The organism is Nitrospira moscoviensis, from assembly GCF_001273775.1.
GTDB lineage: Bacteria > Nitrospirota > Nitrospiria > Nitrospirales > Nitrospiraceae > Nitrospira_D > Nitrospira_D moscoviensis.
On sequence record NZ_CP011801.1, the window covers coordinates 149,265 to 167,760 of the forward strand.

Genomic DNA, 18,496 nt, shown 5'->3' on the forward strand with positions numbered 1-18,496 from the left:
GTCCCCGCTTGTCCGACGCGTCATTCTAGCAGAACTTCGTAGAGGCGAAAGCAGAAAACTATCCGCCGACCGGCGGGATCGGCGGCGCGGCGACGGCGGGCGCCGCGAACTGCGAAAACATCAGCGTGGCGGACACGACCCAATCGATGAAGGGTTGCGGGTAGATGCCGATCAGCAGCGTGCCCGCCAGGCCGACATAGACGACGGCCTTCATGGGTCCGGAAATCGACACCGGCGACGGATCGATCGGCTCGTTGATGTACATCTTCTTGACGACGATCAGGTAGTAGTACATCGAGATCACGATGTTGATGAGGCCCACCGTGATGAGCGTGTACAGCCCCTCCTTGATCGCCGAGACGAAAATATAGAGCTTGCCGATGAAGCCGGCCAGCGGGGGCACGCCGGCCAGCGACAGCAGAAAGAGCAGCATGGCGAACGCCAGAAACGGCGAGCGGCGGTTCAACCCGCGATAGTCGTCGATCTCATCACTGCCGATGGCTTGGCTGACGGCGATGACCACGGCAAAGGCGCCGATGTTCGCGAACAGATAGGTCAGCAGGTAAAACAGGATCGCGTCCGTGCTCATTTTGGTGCCGGCGGCGAGCCCGATGAGGACGTTGCCGATCTGCGCGATGCCGGAGTAGGCCAGGAGGCGTTTGATATTCCGCTGCGCGATGGCCACGATGTTGCCGTAGGTCATGGACAGGATCGAGGCGCCCACCAGCAGGAATACCCACATCGGTTTGAACGCCGCCAGGGCGACGAAGAAGATCCGGAGCAAAATGGCGAATGCGGCGCCTTTGGGCGCGATCGACAGGAAGGCCGTCACCGGCGTCGGTGAGCCGTGATAGGTATCGGGGATCCAGGAGTGGAACGGCACCGCGCCGATCTTGAAGCCGAGGGCGGCGAAGATGAGCAGGAAGCCGATCATCAGCCCCGGCGTGGCGGGCACCGCCCCCATGTCGGAAAAGACCAGCTTGCCGGTTTCGCCGTAGACCAGGCTGATCCCGTAGGCCAACAGCCCCGCGGCAAAGACGCCCAGGATGAAGAATTTGAGCCCGGCTTCGTTCGAGGCGAGATCTTCTCGGAGGTAGGCCACCAGGATATAGAAGCCGAAGGTCGAAAACTCCAGCGTGACGAACATGGACAGGAGGTCGTTGGCCGAGGCCATGAACATCATGCCGAGCGCCGACATGACGACGAGGAAGTAGTACTCGCCCCGGAAAAAGCTGAAGCGGTGGACGTATTCCATCGACGCCAACACCACCAGAATGGTCGCGCCGACGATGAACATCTTGAAAAAGAGCGCCATGCGGTCGAGCACGAACATGTTGCCGAACAGCGCGCCCGAGATCTGGTTGACGTCCAGCCAGGCGAGGACCCCCAAGGTCAGGACGAGCCCCACCACGCTCAAGTATGCGAGCTGCTCCTTCGGCAGGCGCGGAAAGGCGAAGTCCACGATGAGGACGACGCAGAGCCAGCAGGTCAGCAGAATCTCCGGCGCAAGCAAGAGGAGATCGCCGGGCGAAATGGTCAAGTCGAAGGTCATGGATTGCTCCGTGACGCGTGATGCGTGACGCGTGACGCGTCCGCCTGCGCTTCACGCTTCACGCTTAACGTGTCACGTTCCTGAGAGGCCACCGGCACCACCTGCGTGATCTTGGCCACCAGCGGATCCACGCCCGAGCGGACGACGTTATACAAGTGCATCGGGAAAATGCCGAAGCCGATGCTGACCGCGATCATGACCAGCAGCGGGAGGCGATCGACGGCGGCCACGGCGTCGTGGGAATGGCTGTATTGTTGGTCCATCGGGCCATAAAAGAGGCCGCGCATCATCTTGAACAGATAGGCCATCGTGAGCACGATGCCGAGGACGGCGATGATGACCTGGAAGGGGTACTTGTTCCAGCTGCCCACGATGATCATGATTTCCGCGATGAAATTGACGGTGCCCGGCATGCCGATCGAGGCCATGCAGGCCACGATGAAGCAGGCGGCGATGAACGGCATCTTGTTGGAGAGCCCGCCCAGCGAGGGAATGTCGCGCGTGTGCGTCTGGTCGTAGACCCAGCCGGCCATGGCGAAGAGCATCCCCGTGGCCATCGCATGCGCGAACATGTAGATGACCGCCCCGCTCAGGCTGATGTAGTCGAGGGCCGCCATGCCGAGGAAGACGTAGCCCATATGGCTCGAGCTGGAATAGCCGATGACGTATTTCGTGTCCTTCGCGTAGAACGCGACGAACCCGCCGTAGACGATGCTGAAGATGCAAAGCACGGCGGCGATCGGCATCAATTCTCTGGTGGTCTCCGGCAAAATTTCAAAGGCCACCCGGATGATGGAAAAATGCCCCAGCTTCATCAGGACGCCCGCGTGCAGCATGCTGGTGGCGGCGGGCGCGGCCGCATGGCCGACGGGAGACCAGGAGTGCAGGGGCCAGAGGGGCGCGATCGAGGCGAACCCGAAGAAAATCAGCACCCAGATGATCTTGTCCAGGGTCGTGCCGAGGACCGGAATGTTCATCAGCTTGGCCTGCTCGCGGAGGACCAGAATATCGAACGTGTTCAGGCCCGAGTACTTGTAGATCAACAGGATGCCCATCAGGGCGACGACGGCGAAGGCCGAGAGAAAGAGGACGAGCTTCATCGCCGCGTACTCTTTGCTGTTCGACGCGAAGTTGAAAATAAAGCCGACGGAATCCCGGAGCTTGAGCCCTTCCGGATCGGTCATTTCGAGATACTTTTTCGTGTGGCTGCCCCACATGCCGAGCAGCAGGTACATCGGGATGACCGACATCTCGTAGAAGAAGTACAGGAAGAAGAGGTCCAGCGACATGAAGACACCGATCGTGGCCGCGGCGAGAATCAAGAGCCAAATATAAAACTCCTTCGTCCGATCCTTGATGTGCCACGACACGAAAATGCCGGCGAACAAGAGAATCGACGACGCCAGCACCAGCGGCGTGCCGATGCCGTCCACGCCCAGATAGAGCGAGATGCCCAGTTGCTTGGACCATTCGTAGCGCTGGACGAACTGGAAGCCGCCTTTCACCGGATCGTAGGCGTAAAAGAGGTACAGCGACGCGACGAGGGAAATGAACGCGGAGCCGGCCGCGATGCCGCGGACCAGCAGCGGCTGCCGGTTCGACACGAAGATCAGCGCGAGGGCGCCGGCGAAGGGTGCGAAGAGAATGTAGAGCAGTGTGTAGTCGGCCATGGTTTCAGTGACGAGTGACGGGTCCCTCCACACGGCTCGGGACGGTGAGCTTGTCGAACCGTGATGAGTGATCGGTATAGTCTGCGGCGACCGTACCGTGATTCAGGCGATCGACCAACGCCTGCACCGAGCCGTTCATGATCCGCAAAAACGGCGCGGGATAGAGGCCGATCCAAATGATCATGATGGACAGCGACAGGGCGATGACGAGCTCCCGCAGTTGCAGATCCTGCATCGTGTCTTTCACGGCTTTCCCGACCGGTCCCAGCATGGCCCGCTCGTAATACCAGAGAAAATAGGCGGCGCCGAAGATGACGCCCAGGACGGCGATCGCGCCGAACCACCACTTGGCCTTGAACGCGCCCAATAAGATGAGGAACTCCCCGACGAACCCGTTCGTGCCCGGCAGCCCGATCGAGGCCAAGCCGATCAGCAGGAAAAATGTGGCCAAGAGCGGCACCTGTTTGGCCATGCCGCCGAAGGCCGAGAGCTGCGTGGTCTGTTGGCGCGAATAGAGAAAGCCGGCGATGAAGAAGAGCCCCGCCGTGCTGAAGCCGAGGTTGATCATGGTCAGCAGGCTGCCCTGGAGCCCCTGATAATTGAGCGCGAACAGCCCGACGACGACGAACCCTAAGTGGCTGATGCTGCTATAGGCCAAGAGCCGCCGGAAGTCCGGCTGGATCAAAGCCATCCAGGCGCCGTAGAGAATCGCGCAGAGGCCCAGAACGACGACCACGGTCACGACGGTCTCGCTCTTGGCCGCATCGGGCAAGAGCGGAATGCTGAACCGCATGAACCCGAACGTGCCGAGCTTCAAGCCGGCCAACACGACGGCCATGCCGATGGGCCCTTCCAGGAGGGCGTCCGGCAGCCAGGTATGAAAAGGAAACACCGGCGCCTTGAAGGCAAAGCCCAAAAACATGAGCCAGAAGATCAGGATCTGTTGCGAGAGCGGCACGGGCACCGTCAGCAGCTCCAGGAGATCGAAGGAATAGACCTGGTCCGTCCGATGGAGGGACGCCCATTGATGGAAATTGATATTGAGCAGGGCGATGCCGACCAGCATGAAGACGCTGCCCAACAAGGTATAGAGGACATACTTCAAGGCCGCATAGTGGCGCTCCGCGCCTCCGCCCCAGAGCTTGATCAGGAAGTAGCTGGGGATCAGCATCAGCTCCCAAAACACGAAGAACAGGATCAAATCCAGCGACACGAAGACGCCCATCGTCGTCGTTTCGAGCGCCAGGAGACACATCATATAGAGTTTGACCTGATGGCGGACCGTGTCCCAGGAATAGATTACGACCAGCACGGTGAGGAAGGCCGTCAGGCCGACGAAAAGCACGCTGATTCCGTCCACGCCCAGGTGGTAGCTGATGCCCAGGGCGGGAATCCACTGGATCCGTTCGGCGAATTGGATGGCCGCCGATTCCGGCACGAAACGGATCAGCACGAAGACGGCAAAGACGAGCTCCACCAGCGACACGAAGAGCGCCGCGGTGCGCACCATATCTTCTTCGTCGAACAGCCAGAGGACGGCGGCGCCGACCACCGGGAGAAAGAGCAGGCAGGAAAGGAAGGGAAAACCGGCCGCCAGTTCTTCAAGCATACTCGTCCGCGCCTGTTCCTACAGTTGAATGACGATCTGGACCACCAGGGCCAAGAGAAAGAGCCCGGCGACGATCATCGCCGCATAATGGTGGACCATCCCGCTCTGCAATTTCCGGCCTTCGCGGGCCGCAAGATGGTTGCCGTAGCCGATGATATTCAAGCCGGCATAGATCACGTGCTTCTCGACCCACGTGGAACCGGCCGAGCCCCAGTCGGCCAGACGGCCCACGCCCCGCACGATTCCGTCCACGACCGTCCGGTCGAACCAGTCGAGCGCTTCGCCCAACCGCTTGGTCGGCTCGACGAACAGGAAATCAAACAGCTCGTCGACATAGTACTTGTTCAGCAACGTCCGGTAGACGCCGGAGAATTTCTCCGCCCACCGATCGGCCGTGCCGGGACTGATGCGATAGAGGTAATGCGCAAGCCCCCAGCCCAGGAACGCGATGCCGGTGGCGGCCATCATGAGCGTCAGGACGAGTCCCGCGCCGGCCTCATGCTCGCCGCCCGCTCCCACGACAGGGGCTAGAAAACCGTGCAGCCATCCGTGCTCGGGGGGAAATCCCAGCGCGCCGCCGAGGAGCGACAGCAGCCCCAAGGCCATCAACGGTCCGACCATCACCATCGGCGATTCGTGGACATGTTCCTCGGTATGGTGATCCATGCGGGAGGGCCCATAGAACGTCAGGTACGTCAGGCGGAACATATAAAAGGACGTGAGCAGCGCGCCGACCGCCGCCATGCCGTAGAGGAGATACTGGTGGTGCGTGAAGGCATGGGCCATGATCTCGTCTTTGCTCCAAAAGCCGGCCAAGGGCGGAATACCGGCGATGGCGATCGTGCCGATCAGGAACAAGCGATGGGTCCAGGGAATCTTCGAGGCCAAGCCGCCCATCTTGCGGATGTCCTGCTCGCCGGAAAGGGCATGGATGACCGAGCCGGCCGAGAGGAACAGGAGCGCCTTGAAGAAGGCATGGGTCATGAGATGGAAGATCGCCGCCGTGTAGGCGCCGATGCCGGCACCCAGAAACATGTAGCCCAATTGGCTGACGGTGGAATAGGCCAGCACCCGTTTGATATCCGTCTGCACGAGGCCGATCGTGGCGGCGAACAAGGCTGTGCAGCCGCCGATGAGCGCGACGACGGTCATCGCCGTCGGCGACAGATCGAAGATGACGTGGTTGCGGACGATCATATAGACGCCGGCCGTCACCATCGTGGCGGCATGGATGAGCGCGCTGACCGGAGTCGGGCCTTCCATGGCGTCGGGCAGCCAGGTGTACAGGGGGAGTTGGGCGGACTTCCCCACCGCGCCGACGAGCAGGCACAGGGCGATGGCCGTCGCCATCTCCGGGGACAGCTGGCCGACCTGCGCGAAGACCTTCGTATAGTCGAGCGTCTTGAAGTTGACGAAGACGAGGAAGATGGCGAGCAGGAAGCCGGCGTCTCCGATGCGGTTGACGACGAAGGCCTTGGTCGCCGCTTTCGCCGCCGAGACCTTGTCGTAGTAATAGCCGATCAAGAGATAGGAGCAGAGGCCCACGCCTTCCCATCCGATGAACAGGACCACATAGTTGTTCCCCATCACGAGGAGCAACATGGAGACCATGAACAGGTTCATATAGGTGAAGAAGCGCGTGAATCCGGATTCGCCGTGCATGTAGCCGACGGAATAGACGTGAATCAGAAACCCCACGCCGGTCACGACCAGCAGCATGGCGCAGGTCAGCGGATCGACCAGAAAGGCCAGATTGATCGTGAGGTCGCCGCCGAAGATCCATTGGTACGCGATCACTTCACGGGCCGTGCCGGTGCGCAGCACGTCGCTGAACACGCCGATCGTGCAGAGGAACGACAACCCGACCGACCCCCAGGCCAGCCGGTGCGCGACCTCGTGGGAATAGCGGCTCCCGAAAAGGCCGTTGGCGATCACGGCGAGGAGCGGGAACACCGGAATGAGTTTGATGAGCAGATCGGTTAAGTCGGTCACGTTACCACTTGAGTAAATTCATTTCGTCGACGTTCGTGGAAATTTTTCCGCGGAAGACGACGATGATGATCGCCAGTCCGACCGCCGCCTCACCGGCCGCGATGGCGATCACGAACAGGGCGACCAACTGGCCGGCCATGGATTCGAGATAGTGCGAAAAGGCGACGAGGTTGATATTGGCGGCGTTCAACATGATCTCCACCGCCATCAGCACGATGATGAAGTTGCGCCGGATCAACACCCCGAGGAGTCCGGTGAGGAAGAGCACAGCGCTGACCGCGACGTAGGCGTTGAGCGGAATCATAGCCCTCGTGATGCGTGATGCGTGATGGGTGATGGCTTTGAAACCGGTTTCTTCTTGAACTCGTCACTCATCACTCGTCACCCGTCACTTCTTTCATCGATCGGCTTCGGCGTCTTCGCCAGCACGATGGCGCCGATGATCGCGCCCAGCAGAAAGACGCCGACGATCTCGAATTGAAGCAAATAGTCGCTGAACATTTTGATCCCGACCGCGGCCGTGGCCCCCTCCTCGAGCACGGCGGCGGTGGGGGCGTCCCCTTTCGCGCCCCCGAACGGCGAGCGCAGGAGAAGGGCCAGCACATAGAGCGACCCCAGGACCGCCGGAGCCAGGAAGTACATGAAGGAGGAGTGAAAGTACCGTTCGTCGGTCTTGAGGTTCAGCAGCATCAGCACGAAGAGGTACAGCACCAGGATGGCGCCGGCATAGACGATGACCTGGACGGCCCAGAGGAACTCCGCGTTCAGGAGGACGAAGAGCCCCGAGACGTGCAACAGCAGAGCGAGCAGCGCCAGGCCGCAATGGACGGGATTTTTCAGCGCGACGGTCAGCACGCCGGCGGCGATGCTGACCAGGGCAAAATAAGCGAAGAACACAACGACCATGTCGGCGGCTCAACTCAGATGCTTGGGAGGCGGCTGTGTCGACTTCAGCACCGACTGGGGAAAGTAGTATCGGTACTCGCGGCTCTCTTCAGCATTCTTCTCCTGGTTGTGGGCGTACAGATATTTTTTCGCGTCATCCAGATGACGCTCACCGATCTCGTAGAGCCGCTTCTTGTCGAAGAGCAGAGTCCGCTTGTCGTGGGTGGAATACTCGTACATTTTGGTCATCGCGAGCGCGTTGACCGGGCAGGCCTCGACACAGTAGCCGCAAAAGACGCATTTCGTCACATCGATGTAGAACTCGCTGGCGTACCGCTGCAGGGGACGGGACTTGTCTTCCTGGCTGATCACCTTGATGCAGTGCGACGGGCAGGCGGCCTCGCAGAGGTCGCAGCCGACGCACCGTTCCCGCCCGTCGTCATAGCGCAGCAGGCCGAGCGCGCCCCGGTGCGTATCCGGAATCGCCCGCTGCTCGCGCGGGTACTGAAACGTGATGGGCCGGTGAAACATGTGCCGGAAGGTGACCTTCATCGCGTCCCAGATCTCGTAGAACAACGCGGCATGGAGGATCTTCTTGGTCAATGTTCCGACGCTCATCGTTCTCTCCTGCTCACCGCCGCGGGAGTCTACACATCCCGCGAGGCCGGTTCAATGCCGACCCACGTCAGTTTGAACGCCGGCACGCCGGTCGCGGGATCGACCGACACGGTCATCAAATCTTTTACCGGCGGCTCGTTGAAGTGCTCGGGGAAGAAGCAGGTCCCGGGCGCCACCGAGAGATCCGGCTGGACGCCGAGCTGCAGCGATCCCCGCTCCGACGTCAGGCGCACCTTCACGCCTTCGTTGAGGCCGAGCCGCTCCATGTCCTGCATGTTCATCCGCAGTTTGCCCGTATTCGGCGCGATCTTGATCAACCCCGGCGCTTCGGTCGACAGCTTGCCGGAATGGACCAGCACTTGCCCCATCATCAGAGCGAAGGGCCGCTTCGAGTCGGCCGATGCGGGCGCCGGCCGGTAGCGCGTCGCCACCTCGGCGCTGTATCCATTGGCGAGATAGTGATCCGGCTGAGGAACGACTTTGCGCGGCTGGCCGAGGTTGTAGTACCCCGGCAGCAACTTCATGATCTCGGCCTGGATGTCGTTCGGCGATTGATAGTCCCACTGGGCGCCGAGGCCGCTGGCGAGCGCCGTCATGATGTGCCAGTCCGGCAGGCTTTCGCCGACCGGTTCCATCGCCTGGCGGACACGCAGCACGCGGCCTTCCAAATTGGTAAAGGTCCCGTCCTTTTCGGCGTAGGTGCAGGCGGGCAAGACGACATGTGCGTGGCGGGCCGTGTCCGTCAGGAACGGATCTTGGACGACGAGCAACTCCAGCCGCTCCAACGCGGCGCGCACTTCCACGGAAGCCGGCAGCGTGGCGAGCGGATTTTCTCCGATCACGTAGAGGGCCTTGATCTGGCCGCTCTTGCAGCGTCTCAGAATCTCCATGAGCGAGGCGCCGGACTGCGCGGCGGGCAGCGAGCCGTCCCAGGCTTTGGCGAAGCGGTCGCGCGCGGCCGGATCATCGAATCGGGCCTGTCCCGGCAGAAACTCCGGCGCCGCACCCATGTCGACGGCGCCCTGCTCGTTGGCTTCTTCGGTCAGCGTGTTCACGCCGCAGCCCGGTTTGCCGAGCTTGCCGGTGATCCAGGCCAGGTCGTGAAGCTTCAGCACGTTCTGATAGCCCTGCGGGCGGCGGACGATCCCTTCGGCGCAGATGACAATCGACCGCGGCGCTTCGGCAAAGATGCCGGCGATCTCGCGAAAATCGTCCGCCGACAGGCCCGTCTGCATCGCCAGCTGCTCCAGCGACAGTCCCGCCACGGCCGATTTCAACGCAGAGAACGCCTTCGGATGCTTGCCGACGGTTTCTTCATCCACCAAATCCTGCTCGATCGCCGCCTTCACCAAGCCGTCGATCACCAGGCCTTCCGTGCCGGGCTTGATCAAAAACGGATGGGAGGCCAGCTTCGCCATGTTCGTCACGGCCGAGTCCAGCGTGACGACCTGCGCCTTGTAGACGCGGATGGCTTCCTTGATGCGCACCGCGGTCAACGGGTTCGTCTCGGTGATGTTCGAGCCGATCAGGAGCACCGCCTTCGCTTTGGTGAAGTCTTCCCAATCGTTGGGCGTCCGTCCCAGGCCGACCGCCTGCTTCGAGGCGCAGACGAAATTGAGATGCCCATACCGAGCGCTGCTGTCGAGCTGATTAGTGCCGAACACCGTGCGCATCAGCTTCTGGAACAGATACAGCTCTTCGTTGGTGCAGCGGGCGGTGATGACCCCGGCGATGGCGTCGGCCCCGTGCTTCTGCTTGATCTCGGCGAACCGGTCCACCACCTGGTGCATGACGTCGAGCCACGGTTTCTCGACGAGCTGGTTGCCTTCCCGGACCAGCGGCTGTGTCAGGCGGGTCTTCGCGTCCAGGTACTCGAAGCCGAACCGGCCGCGCACGCAGAGCCCGCCGTGGCCCTTGGCGGTTTCCGACCGGTCGCCCCACTTGTTTTTCCACGACAGGGGCGACGTGACCCGGATGACTTCCGCGTCTTTCGTTTCCAGGTACATCTGGCAGCCGTCCCCGCAATAATTGCACGTGGTCGTCGTCTTCTTCATCTGCCAGGGCTTGTAGAGGTACTTGGAAAATTTGTTGGTGATCGCCCCGACCGGGCAGACGGCGAGACAGTCGCCGCAGAATTCGCAGGACAACGGCAGGTCGCCCTTGGCGACCACCTGGTTGAAGCCGCCCTTCTTCATGAACTGTAGCGCGTCGATCATCAGCACGTCCTTGCAGACGTTGATGCACTCGGCGCAGGCGATGCAGCGGTTCATGTTGAAGTCGAGCACCAGGCTACGGGTGTCTTCCGGAATGAACTTTTGCTTGGCGTTCGCGAGATTCGTCACCCCGTGCTGGAAGGCCATGTCTTGCAGCTCGCAATGGCCGTCCGCGTCGCAGACGGGACAGTCGAGCGGGTGCACCGAGAGGTGCTTTTCGACGGCCTTCTTGCGGGCCTGGAACAGATCGTCTCCCTCGGTCCGGATCACCATGCCGGCCGTGGCCTTGGCGGTGCAGGAGCGGACCGGGGCCTTCTTGCCTTCCTGCATGACCAAGCACATGCCGCAGGAGCCGAAAGGGTCGAAGGTGTAGTGGTAGCACATGGCCGGAACGATCTTGCCCGTGCTCGAAATGACGTCGTACAGCGAGACCCCGTCCTTCGCGGTCACGGTCTTGCCGTCGATGCTGAGCTCGATCGTCGCGGCTTCGACGTCCGGATTGGTCGCTGGTTTCAGTCCCATTGATTGCCTCAAGTACGATTGAGCGATGTGGTGATTTGGCGAAGTGGGGAAATCCGTCCGTTCACTTCATCACATCACTCAATCACCCCATCACAAATTCTCACCGGTCGCATTCCCCCATCACGATGTCGTAGGTTCCGAAGAGGGTGATCGCGTCCGCGATCATGTAACCCCGCGACATGAAATCGAACGCGCCCATGTGAATGAACGACGGGGCGCGGATTTTGAGCCGGTAGGGTTTCCCCCCGCCCGTGCTGACGATGTAGAAGCCCAGCTCGCCCTTGTGGGCTTCCGTCCCGCAATAGATTTCGCCCGGGGGCGCGTTGAACCCCTGCGAGAACAGTTTGAACTGCTGGATCATGGCCTCCAGATTCGTGAAAACCCGCTCCTTCGGAGGCAGCGTCACGCTCGGCACGTCGGCCATGATCGGCCCCTCCTGCATCTGTTCCAGACATTGCCGGATGATCTTCACGCTCTCGTACAGTTCCATCACGCGGATCCAGTACCGATCGTAGGTGTCGCCGTTCTTGCCGACCGGCACGCTGAACTCGCATTTGGGATAGGCGGCGTAGGGCTCGTACTTCCGCAGATCGTAATCCACGCCGGACCCGCGCAAGGTCGGTCCGCTCAGACCGAAGTTCACCGCGTCTTCCGCCGAGATGACGGCGACCCCTTTGGTGCGCGCCAACCAGATCCGGTTTTTTTCCAAGAAGACGATGTACTCGTCGATCTTCGGGGGGAAGTAATCGAGAAACTGCTTGAGCTTCTGAATCAACGACGGCGTCAGATCGCGCTCGACCCCGCCGATCCGGTACCAGCTCGTCGTGAGCCGCGCCCCGCACAATTCGTCGAACCAGTCGAGCAGAATCTCGCGATCGCGGAAGCAGTAGAAGAAGACCGTCATGGCGCCGATGTCGAGCGCCTGCGTGCCCAACCAGAACTGATGGCCGATGATGCGTTGCACTTCCGCCACGATCGTCCGGAGATACTCCGCCCGTTCCGGGACTTGCAGGTTCATCAGCTTTTCGACGGCGCGGCAGTAGGCGAAGTTGTTGTACATCGCGCAGACATAGTCGAGCCGATCGGTATGCGGGATGAACTGGTGGTAGGTGCCTTCTTCCGCCAACTTCTCGACCCCGCGATGCAAAAATCCCATCACCGGTGTGGACTTCACCAGCCGCTCGCCTTCCAATTCGAGAATCACCTTGAGCACCCCGTGCGTGCTGGGATGCTGCGGCCCCATGTTGAGCAGCAGTTCTTCCGTCCGCAGCGTCGGGAGCGTCTCGCTTTCCGGGTGCTCCGGATCGACTTTATAGACGGTGGTCCGTTGATCTTCGAATGCCATCGTTGCCGCCTTACCGGGGAACTTCGTCGAGGAAGTCGAACGTATCGCGCCAGCCTTTGCCGCGCAGAGGAAAATCCTTCCGCAAGGGATACCCCTCCGTGTAGTCGTCCGGCATGAGGATCCGGCGGAGATCCGGGTGGTTCCGGAACCGGATGCCCATCATGTCATAGACTTCCCGCTCCATGAAATCGGCGCCCTTCCAGATATCCGTCAACGAATCGACGATGCAATCGGATTCGGGGACCCGGGTTTTCAGCCGGATGCGGTGCCGCTTGCGGATCGAATACAACTCCCACACCACTTCGAATCGTTCCTCGTCGTCGGGCCAATCAACCGAGCTCACGTGCACGATGTAGTCGAAATCCATCGCGGGATCGTCGTGGAGGAATTGGGCGACCTCGTGGACTTTGTCCCGCCGGACGGTCACCGCCACATCCCCGCGCCATTCGGTCCCCTGCACAACGCCGGCGGACATGTTTTCCTGGACCCGTTGAATCAATGGATGCATAACCGGCTTACGCTTTCAGGCTGGTCTTCACCTGCTCAGGCTGTTTGACGAAGACCCGCTTCTGCATGATGCGTTCTTGCAGCTTCAGGATGCCGTCGAACAAAGCTTCGGGCGTCGGCGGGCAACCGGGCACGTAGATGTCGACCGGCACGAAGCGGTCCACGCCTTGCACGACGCTGTAGCTGTCGTAAATATTGCCCGACGTCGCGCAGGAGCCCATCGCGATGACGTACTTGGGCTCGGGCATCTGGTCGTAGATCTTCCGAATCACCGGAGCCATGCGTCGGCACACGGTACCCGCGACGATCATCAGATCCGATTGGCGCGGCGATGCGCGAAACACGCCGGCTCCGTAGCGGTCCATATCGTAGCGCGACGAGACCGCCGCGATCATTTCAATGGCACAGCAGGCCAGGCCGAACGTCATGGGCCAGAGCGAGCCCTTCCTCGCCCAGTTCACCGCTTTTTCAACGGTGGTGGTAATGACGTCGGGGGCGCCGTCTTTGTCGTGCCGCCCCAGTTGGATCAATCCCATTCCAACGCCCCTTTGCGCCAGGCATAGATGTAGGCCACGAGGAACAAGGCGATGAAAATCATCATTTCGACAAGCCCGATCATGCCGAGTTTGTTGAACACCACGGCCCACGGGTAGAGAAAGATCACTTCGATGTCGAAGATGACGAAGAGCATCGCAAAAATGTAGTAGCGGACCGGAAACGGCATGCGCGCATCGGAAAACGGCTCGGATCCGCATTCGTACGCCGAGAGCTTTTCCGGTTCGGGGTATTTCGGTTGCACGAAGTAGCTAATGAGCAACGTCACCACGCCGAACGCGAGGGCGACGAACACGAACAACAAGATCGGAAAATATCTGGTCAAATACTCCAAGAGGAGCTCTGTGCCGCTCATGGTGTCCGTCTCACAAGATGTTGACCAGCAAAGAAGAGTTGAGATCTTAGTGCCGGGATCGCGGGGATAGCAAGCGGACAAAGGACCTAACAAAAACGACCCGAAAGCCCTACGGAAGATCGAGGGGGCACGCCGTCATCGCAGGCGACGCATGCACGCTCCCGCCTGTCGAAGGAGACGCAAACAATCAACGTCCGTTCTTCTCTTTCGAGGCAGGAGGCTCAGCCGTCCGCGACATGCGCAATTGCTCCGGCGGTCCGGGGTGCGAGCTGTCCCATTCCGATTCCAAAGGGGACAGCGCCCGAGCCTTTCGGCGGCGATGGATTTGAGTGTCGATCCGGCGTCCCTGCGGTGGCGTTCCGTCCATCGGTTCGTGTCCGCTCATGTGAATACCCCCACGCGATGGAAACTTATCATCCGTCTCGCGCAAGGGTCAACGCCACCGAAACGGTCCAAATTCTTGACTCTACAAGGTGATTTGCTATCGTGTGCGAAGCGCGACTAGCCTCAAACAAGGACACATCCTATGACACATCCTACGCGACTCATCGTTGTTCTGTTCGCCGCCACCGTAGGGCTCTCACCCGTGACCACTCAGGCGCAGGACGCCAACTCGGTCCGATTCGGTGAAGCGGCGTTGGCCTTTTCCGCCGGCTCCATCCAGAAAACCACGCCGCGCGACGGGATCGTCAACCTCATCACCGGGGACAATCAGACCACCGGCAATCGGATGATCCTCGGCAGGCTCGACCAGTTCTATTTGAAACTCGATCATCCGGGCGACGTGGCGATGGGCGATCTGTTCACCGTCTACCGCCGGGTTCGACGGGTGTTTCATCCGATGACGAGAGAGTATCTGGGTTTTGCGACCATCCGGCTGGCGGTCGTGAAGGTCGTGCAAGTGGATCCGGATCTGGTGACGGTCGAAACAGTCAGAAGTTACGGGGCCGTCTCGCCCGGCGATCTCGTGATGCGGTTCTCCCCTCCCGCCGCCGAGGAGCCGAGAGCCGTCGCAGAGGTCGGCGATGTCTCCGGGATGATCGTCGAGCTGCAAGCCGACAAGGCCGTCACTCTTCTGTCACAGGGCGAGGTCGTCTATCTCGATCGCGGTCGGGTTGACGGCCTGCTGCCCGGGGATCTGCTGGAACTGCGCCGCAAGAGCCCCGGACTCCCATCCCGCAAGATCGGCCAGCTGAAAGTCCTGTCGGTCGAAGACCGAACCGCTACAGCCAAGGTGACGAAGGCGACGACCCGTACGATGAGAGGCGATCGATTCCAATTCACCGGCGCCTCCTCGCCGCTCATGCAGCCGGCGGAGCCGGCGCCCGCTCCGCAGTCGTCCCAGGCGGTCCTGGCGAAGGCCGAGCCCACGCCCCTTCCGGCCGACCTGGTGGCGAGCAAGCTCAAAGTGCAGGATGCCGCCGGCGAGAGCCGGATCAATTTGGGCGAGCTGCCCAGCCTGCTGCGCTACGATTCGGGCGAGGCGGCCATCAAGCCGGAAGGTTACAAGCTCCTCGACCAACTGATCGAGTATCTCCGGACCAGCGGAGACGCCCGCTTGGTGCGTGTGGAGGGACATGCGGACAACGTCGAGATCGGTCCCTCGCTCAAGTCCCGCTATCCGAGCAATTGGGAATTATCGAAGGCCCGCGCGAGCGGCGTCGTCCGCTACCTGATCGAAAAAGGCGGCATCGATTCGGCGCGCCTGAGCTCCGTCGGATACGGAGACAGCCGGCCGGCGGCGGCGAACACGAACGAAGAGGGCCGGACAAAAAATCGCCGCGTGGAAATTCTGCTGCATGCCCCTCAGAACGAGCCGCCGGCTTCCGTGGACAGGCCGCAGCAGGCGCAGCAACCGGAGGGCGGCCCCCCGGCGATCAGCGCCCGCGACTCCGCCGCCTCCTCTTCTGCTCCGCAAGCCACTCCGCAAGACACGGGAGACGGAACGCTCTCGGTGGGACCTGCGGCTCCGCTTCCTCTCGGCGATGGGCCGGACGCCGGCAACCAGCCTGCCGGTGATGGCAAGGCGCCCGATCAACCCATGACCCACGATCCTGCGCCTCAAGACGGGGCGCCGCTTCAATAGGATACGGGGTATGGGGACAAGGGGATAAAGGGGTAGCCGTACCCCCTTAATCCCGCCACCCCATTACCCCTTACCTCCTGTCCTCTGTTTTGCGGCGCTGCTACAATGTCGCATGCATAGCGGCGTCGCGGTGCCCGGTGATTCGTCTCCCCTGTACGCCGATGTCCTCGTTCCACGCCATATCCACAAGTCGTTCACCTACCGCATTCCGGCCGCACTGAACCGGGCCATCGCCGTCGGACATCACGTGCTTGTGCCGTTCGGCCGAGGCACGTTGGCGGCGACGGTGGTCTCCCTCAGCCCGTTCCCTCCCGCCGGCGTGGACCCGGCCATCATTAAAGACATCAGCTCTATGGCGGACGGCGCGCAGGATGCGAAGGTCGCGGCGGTTCTCTTTGCACTCTCCCGCCGGGTGGCGGACGCCTATGCGGCTCCGTGGGGACAATGTCTCCGGCTCATCGTTCCCCGCCGCTCGAAGGCGGTCAACACCCGCAAGCACCGTGGGCCGAGAGCCACAGCAGCCGCGACAAGGGCTCACACCGCCCAGCCTCTGCCCGATCTGCATGGGCGGGAGCTGCCGCAGCCGGATCCCGCCTGGTCCGCGCGGATTGCAGAAGCGCTGAACCAGCCCGCTCCCGCCCGCCTGCTGGTCCATGCGCCGTGGCTCCAGCGTCAGGCCTTGCTTGCGAGCGCCATCCGTCAGACCCATGCAAAGAAGAAGTCCACCCTCATTGTTTGCGGGGAAGCGGCCAAGGCCGAATCGCTGCGTCACCTGCTGGAAGCCGCGACCAAGCTGCCCATCGGCCTGCTTGAACCGGTCGGCGCCGGAACAGCGACGCAGAATGTGACAGCACCCTCGATCCTCATCGGCACGCGCGCGGCGGTGTTTGCGCCGGTTCCCTCGGTGGGTCTCATCTGGATCGAAGGCGAAGAGGACCCGGCGCTGAAAGAGCCGCAGGAGCCGCGCTATCACGCCCGGGAGGTGGCCTCGATGAGGGCGGAGCTCGAAGGCGCGCTGGTCGTGTTCGCCTCCGCCCACCCCTCGATGGAAGCGTACCGCGATCCGGACGCCGACGACTGCCTGTTCCATCGGTCCGCTGCAGCCAGGGCGGCAATCAACGTGGTGGATCTTCGGCGCGAGCCGGCCGGTCTGCTCTTGAGCGATCCCCTCGTCCGCGCGATGGAAGCGGCCCTCGCCGTGGAGGCCGGCGTACTGCTGTTCTTGAACCGTAAAGGCTATGCGGGCGCGCTGGCTTGCCGGGACTGCGGATGGGTGCCGCGGTGCGGCTCTTGCGCGGTGGCGTTGACCTACTATCGGGAGTCCGCGAAGCTCGCTTGTCGCTACTGCGGCGAGCGATGCGGCTTACCCGACGTCTGTCCAACGTGCGGGGCGGCCCGCTTGAATCCGGTTGGAGAAGGAACCGAACGGGTGGAGTTGGAGGCCCGCCGCCTGTTTCCCCGGGCCAGGATTGCGCGATTGGACGGCGACACACTCCGCGGGCCGAGCCAGGCACGCCGATTATGGGCTCAGGTGTACGGCCGGGAAGTGGACATCGTCGTCGGTACGCAGGCGGTCTTTCAGCGCGGGCCGCTTCCCGCCATGGGACTCGTCGGCATCGTGCAGGCGGACGTGGGCCTGCATGTGCCGGACTTTCGCGCGGCCGAACGGACGTACCAATTGTTGGAAGAAGCGGTGGCCGCGGCCCGCCCCGCAGCCGATGGAGGGAAGGTGGTGCTGCAAACCTTGTTGCCGACACACCATGCCATTGAAGCGGTGACGTTTGGCGAGCCGCGCCGATTTTATGGCGAGGAGTTGGCGGCGCGCCGGTTGTTGGGCTATCCGCCGGCCGTGCATCTCGCCGGCCTGTCGGTGTCCGGCAAGTCTTCAGACTCCGTCGACGAGGCGGCGCGGCGCTGGCGCATCAAGCTGGGCGAGACAACCGGTGCGGAAGACACCCTCACGATCCTCGGGCCGGTGCCGGCCCTGGGCGGCCGCCCGCGCGGACATCACCGCCGGCACATGCTGGTGAAAGGCCCGGACCGAACGGCGCTGTGCAACATAATCAGCCGGTCGGTGGAAGAGTTGGAGCGTGAATATCCAAAGAGGCAGGCCAAGTTCGTCGTGGACATCGATCCTGTCGAGATGAGCTAGCGCTTTTTCTTGGCTTTGATCGGGTCCGGTGTGGGCTGGACGGGGGCCGGATCCGCCGGCTGCTCAGCCGGCTCGTTGCTCCACGCCCGTTTGAAGAGGCCGTAGGCAAAGGACATCCAAAAGACGGATGAAAAAAGCCCGAGCACGACGGCCGAGAGGACGGTGCCCATGTCGTCGTCTGATGGCGCGGCCGCCGCGGACTTCAATTGCACCATCAGCACAACCGGCCACGCGAAGCTTTCCAATCCCAAGAGCAGCGTCGACCAGGCCCACACTTCGGTGACGGTCCGGGCCTTCCACCAGAGGAAGCCGCCCACCGCCGCGATCCACACCAGCACGGCGGCCGGCGCGACGGCGCCCCAGAGCAGCCAGAATCCGATGGCCGCCACAGTCGTGCCCAGCAGCTGGTTCAGCAGCATCATGGATGATCGTGCT

General features: G+C 62.0%; 15 protein-coding genes. 2 read left to right on the forward strand and 13 right to left on the reverse strand.

Translation table 11 applies throughout. The annotated features are described in order from the left end of the window. Positions 1-58: 58 nt before the first annotated feature. The 12 genes from NITMOv2_RS00655 to NITMOv2_RS00710 form a co-directional block, all read right to left on the reverse strand. Positions 59-1,552: an NADH-quinone oxidoreductase subunit N gene (locus tag NITMOv2_RS00655; protein ID WP_053378063.1), complete on the reverse strand. Its 1,494-nt coding sequence runs from the start codon at positions 1,550-1,552 to the stop codon at positions 59-61. Continuing rightward, entirely contained in the window at positions 1,549-3,222 is a 1,674-nt protein-coding gene (locus tag NITMOv2_RS00660) for a complex I subunit 4 family protein (protein ID WP_053378064.1), read from the reverse strand. The genes NITMOv2_RS00655 and NITMOv2_RS00660 overlap by 4 nt, the downstream gene beginning before the upstream one ends. A gap of 4 nt (positions 3,223-3,226) precedes the next feature. Further along, the gene (locus NITMOv2_RS00665; RefSeq protein ID WP_053378065.1) at positions 3,227-4,831 is read right to left on the reverse strand and encodes a complex I subunit 4 family protein; all 1,605 of its coding nucleotides are present in this window, start codon (positions 4,829-4,831) and stop codon (positions 3,227-3,229) included. Between the two features lie 18 nt (positions 4,832-4,849). Continuing rightward, the gene (gene nuoL, locus NITMOv2_RS00670; RefSeq protein WP_202967296.1) at positions 4,850-6,823 is read right to left on the reverse strand and encodes an NADH-quinone oxidoreductase subunit L; all 1,974 of its coding nucleotides are present in this window, start codon (positions 6,821-6,823) and stop codon (positions 4,850-4,852) included. Between the two features lies 1 nt (position 6,824). Further along, a complete protein-coding gene (gene nuoK, locus NITMOv2_RS00675; RefSeq protein ID WP_053378066.1) occupies positions 6,825-7,127 on the reverse strand; it encodes an NADH-quinone oxidoreductase subunit NuoK in 303 nt (100 codons plus the stop codon). Between the two features lie 77 nt (positions 7,128-7,204). Continuing rightward, the gene (locus NITMOv2_RS00680; protein ID WP_053378067.1) at positions 7,205-7,729 is read right to left on the reverse strand and encodes an NADH-quinone oxidoreductase subunit J family protein; all 525 of its coding nucleotides are present in this window, start codon (positions 7,727-7,729) and stop codon (positions 7,205-7,207) included. Between the two features lie 9 nt (positions 7,730-7,738). After that, entirely contained in the window at positions 7,739-8,326 is a 588-nt protein-coding gene (gene nuoI, locus NITMOv2_RS00685) for an NADH-quinone oxidoreductase subunit NuoI (RefSeq protein ID WP_053378068.1), read from the reverse strand. 29 nt (positions 8,327-8,355) lie between these two features. After that, positions 8,356-11,061: a molybdopterin-dependent oxidoreductase gene (locus NITMOv2_RS00690; RefSeq protein ID WP_053378069.1), complete on the reverse strand. Its 2,706-nt coding sequence runs from the start codon at positions 11,059-11,061 to the stop codon at positions 8,356-8,358. Between the two features lie 100 nt (positions 11,062-11,161). Then, positions 11,162-12,304 (reverse strand): NADH dehydrogenase (quinone) subunit D, encoded by a 1,143-nt coding sequence (gene nuoD, locus NITMOv2_RS00695; protein ID WP_053381936.1) that lies wholly within the window; start codon positions 12,302-12,304, stop codon positions 11,162-11,164. 112 nt (positions 12,305-12,416) lie between these two features. Further along, positions 12,417-12,881, reverse strand: a complete 465-nt coding sequence (locus NITMOv2_RS00700) for an NADH-quinone oxidoreductase subunit C (RefSeq protein ID WP_238590428.1) — start codon at positions 12,879-12,881, stop codon at positions 12,417-12,419. A 40-nt stretch (positions 12,882-12,921) separates the two neighbouring features. Beyond that, positions 12,922-13,449, reverse strand: coding sequence for an NADH-quinone oxidoreductase subunit B (locus NITMOv2_RS00705; RefSeq protein ID WP_053378071.1), 528 nt, complete (start codon positions 13,447-13,449; stop codon positions 12,922-12,924). Then, complete coding sequence (locus NITMOv2_RS00710) at positions 13,440-13,823, reverse strand: NADH-quinone oxidoreductase subunit A (protein ID WP_053378072.1); 384 nt, start codon at positions 13,821-13,823, stop codon at positions 13,440-13,442. Before NITMOv2_RS00710 ends, NITMOv2_RS00705 begins: the two co-directional genes overlap by 10 nt. 526 nt (positions 13,824-14,349) lie before the next feature. Between NITMOv2_RS00710 and NITMOv2_RS00715 the strand changes: the two genes are divergently transcribed. Both NITMOv2_RS00715 and priA read left to right on the forward strand, forming a co-directional pair. Then, positions 14,350-15,909 (forward strand): OmpA family protein, encoded by a 1,560-nt coding sequence (locus NITMOv2_RS00715; protein ID WP_053378073.1) that lies wholly within the window; start codon positions 14,350-14,352, stop codon positions 15,907-15,909. 112 nt (positions 15,910-16,021) lie between these two features. Continuing rightward, positions 16,022-18,061, forward strand: coding sequence for a replication restart helicase PriA (priA, locus tag NITMOv2_RS00720; RefSeq protein WP_053378074.1), 2,040 nt, complete (start codon positions 16,022-16,024; stop codon positions 18,059-18,061). On the opposite strand, the gene NITMOv2_RS00725 is transcribed toward priA, so the two are convergent. Continuing rightward, positions 18,058-18,483, reverse strand: coding sequence for a hypothetical protein (locus NITMOv2_RS00725; RefSeq protein WP_053378075.1), 426 nt, complete (start codon positions 18,481-18,483; stop codon positions 18,058-18,060). The two genes, priA and NITMOv2_RS00725, sit on opposite strands and share 4 nt — an antisense overlap. Between the last annotated feature and the right edge of the window lie 13 nt (positions 18,484-18,496).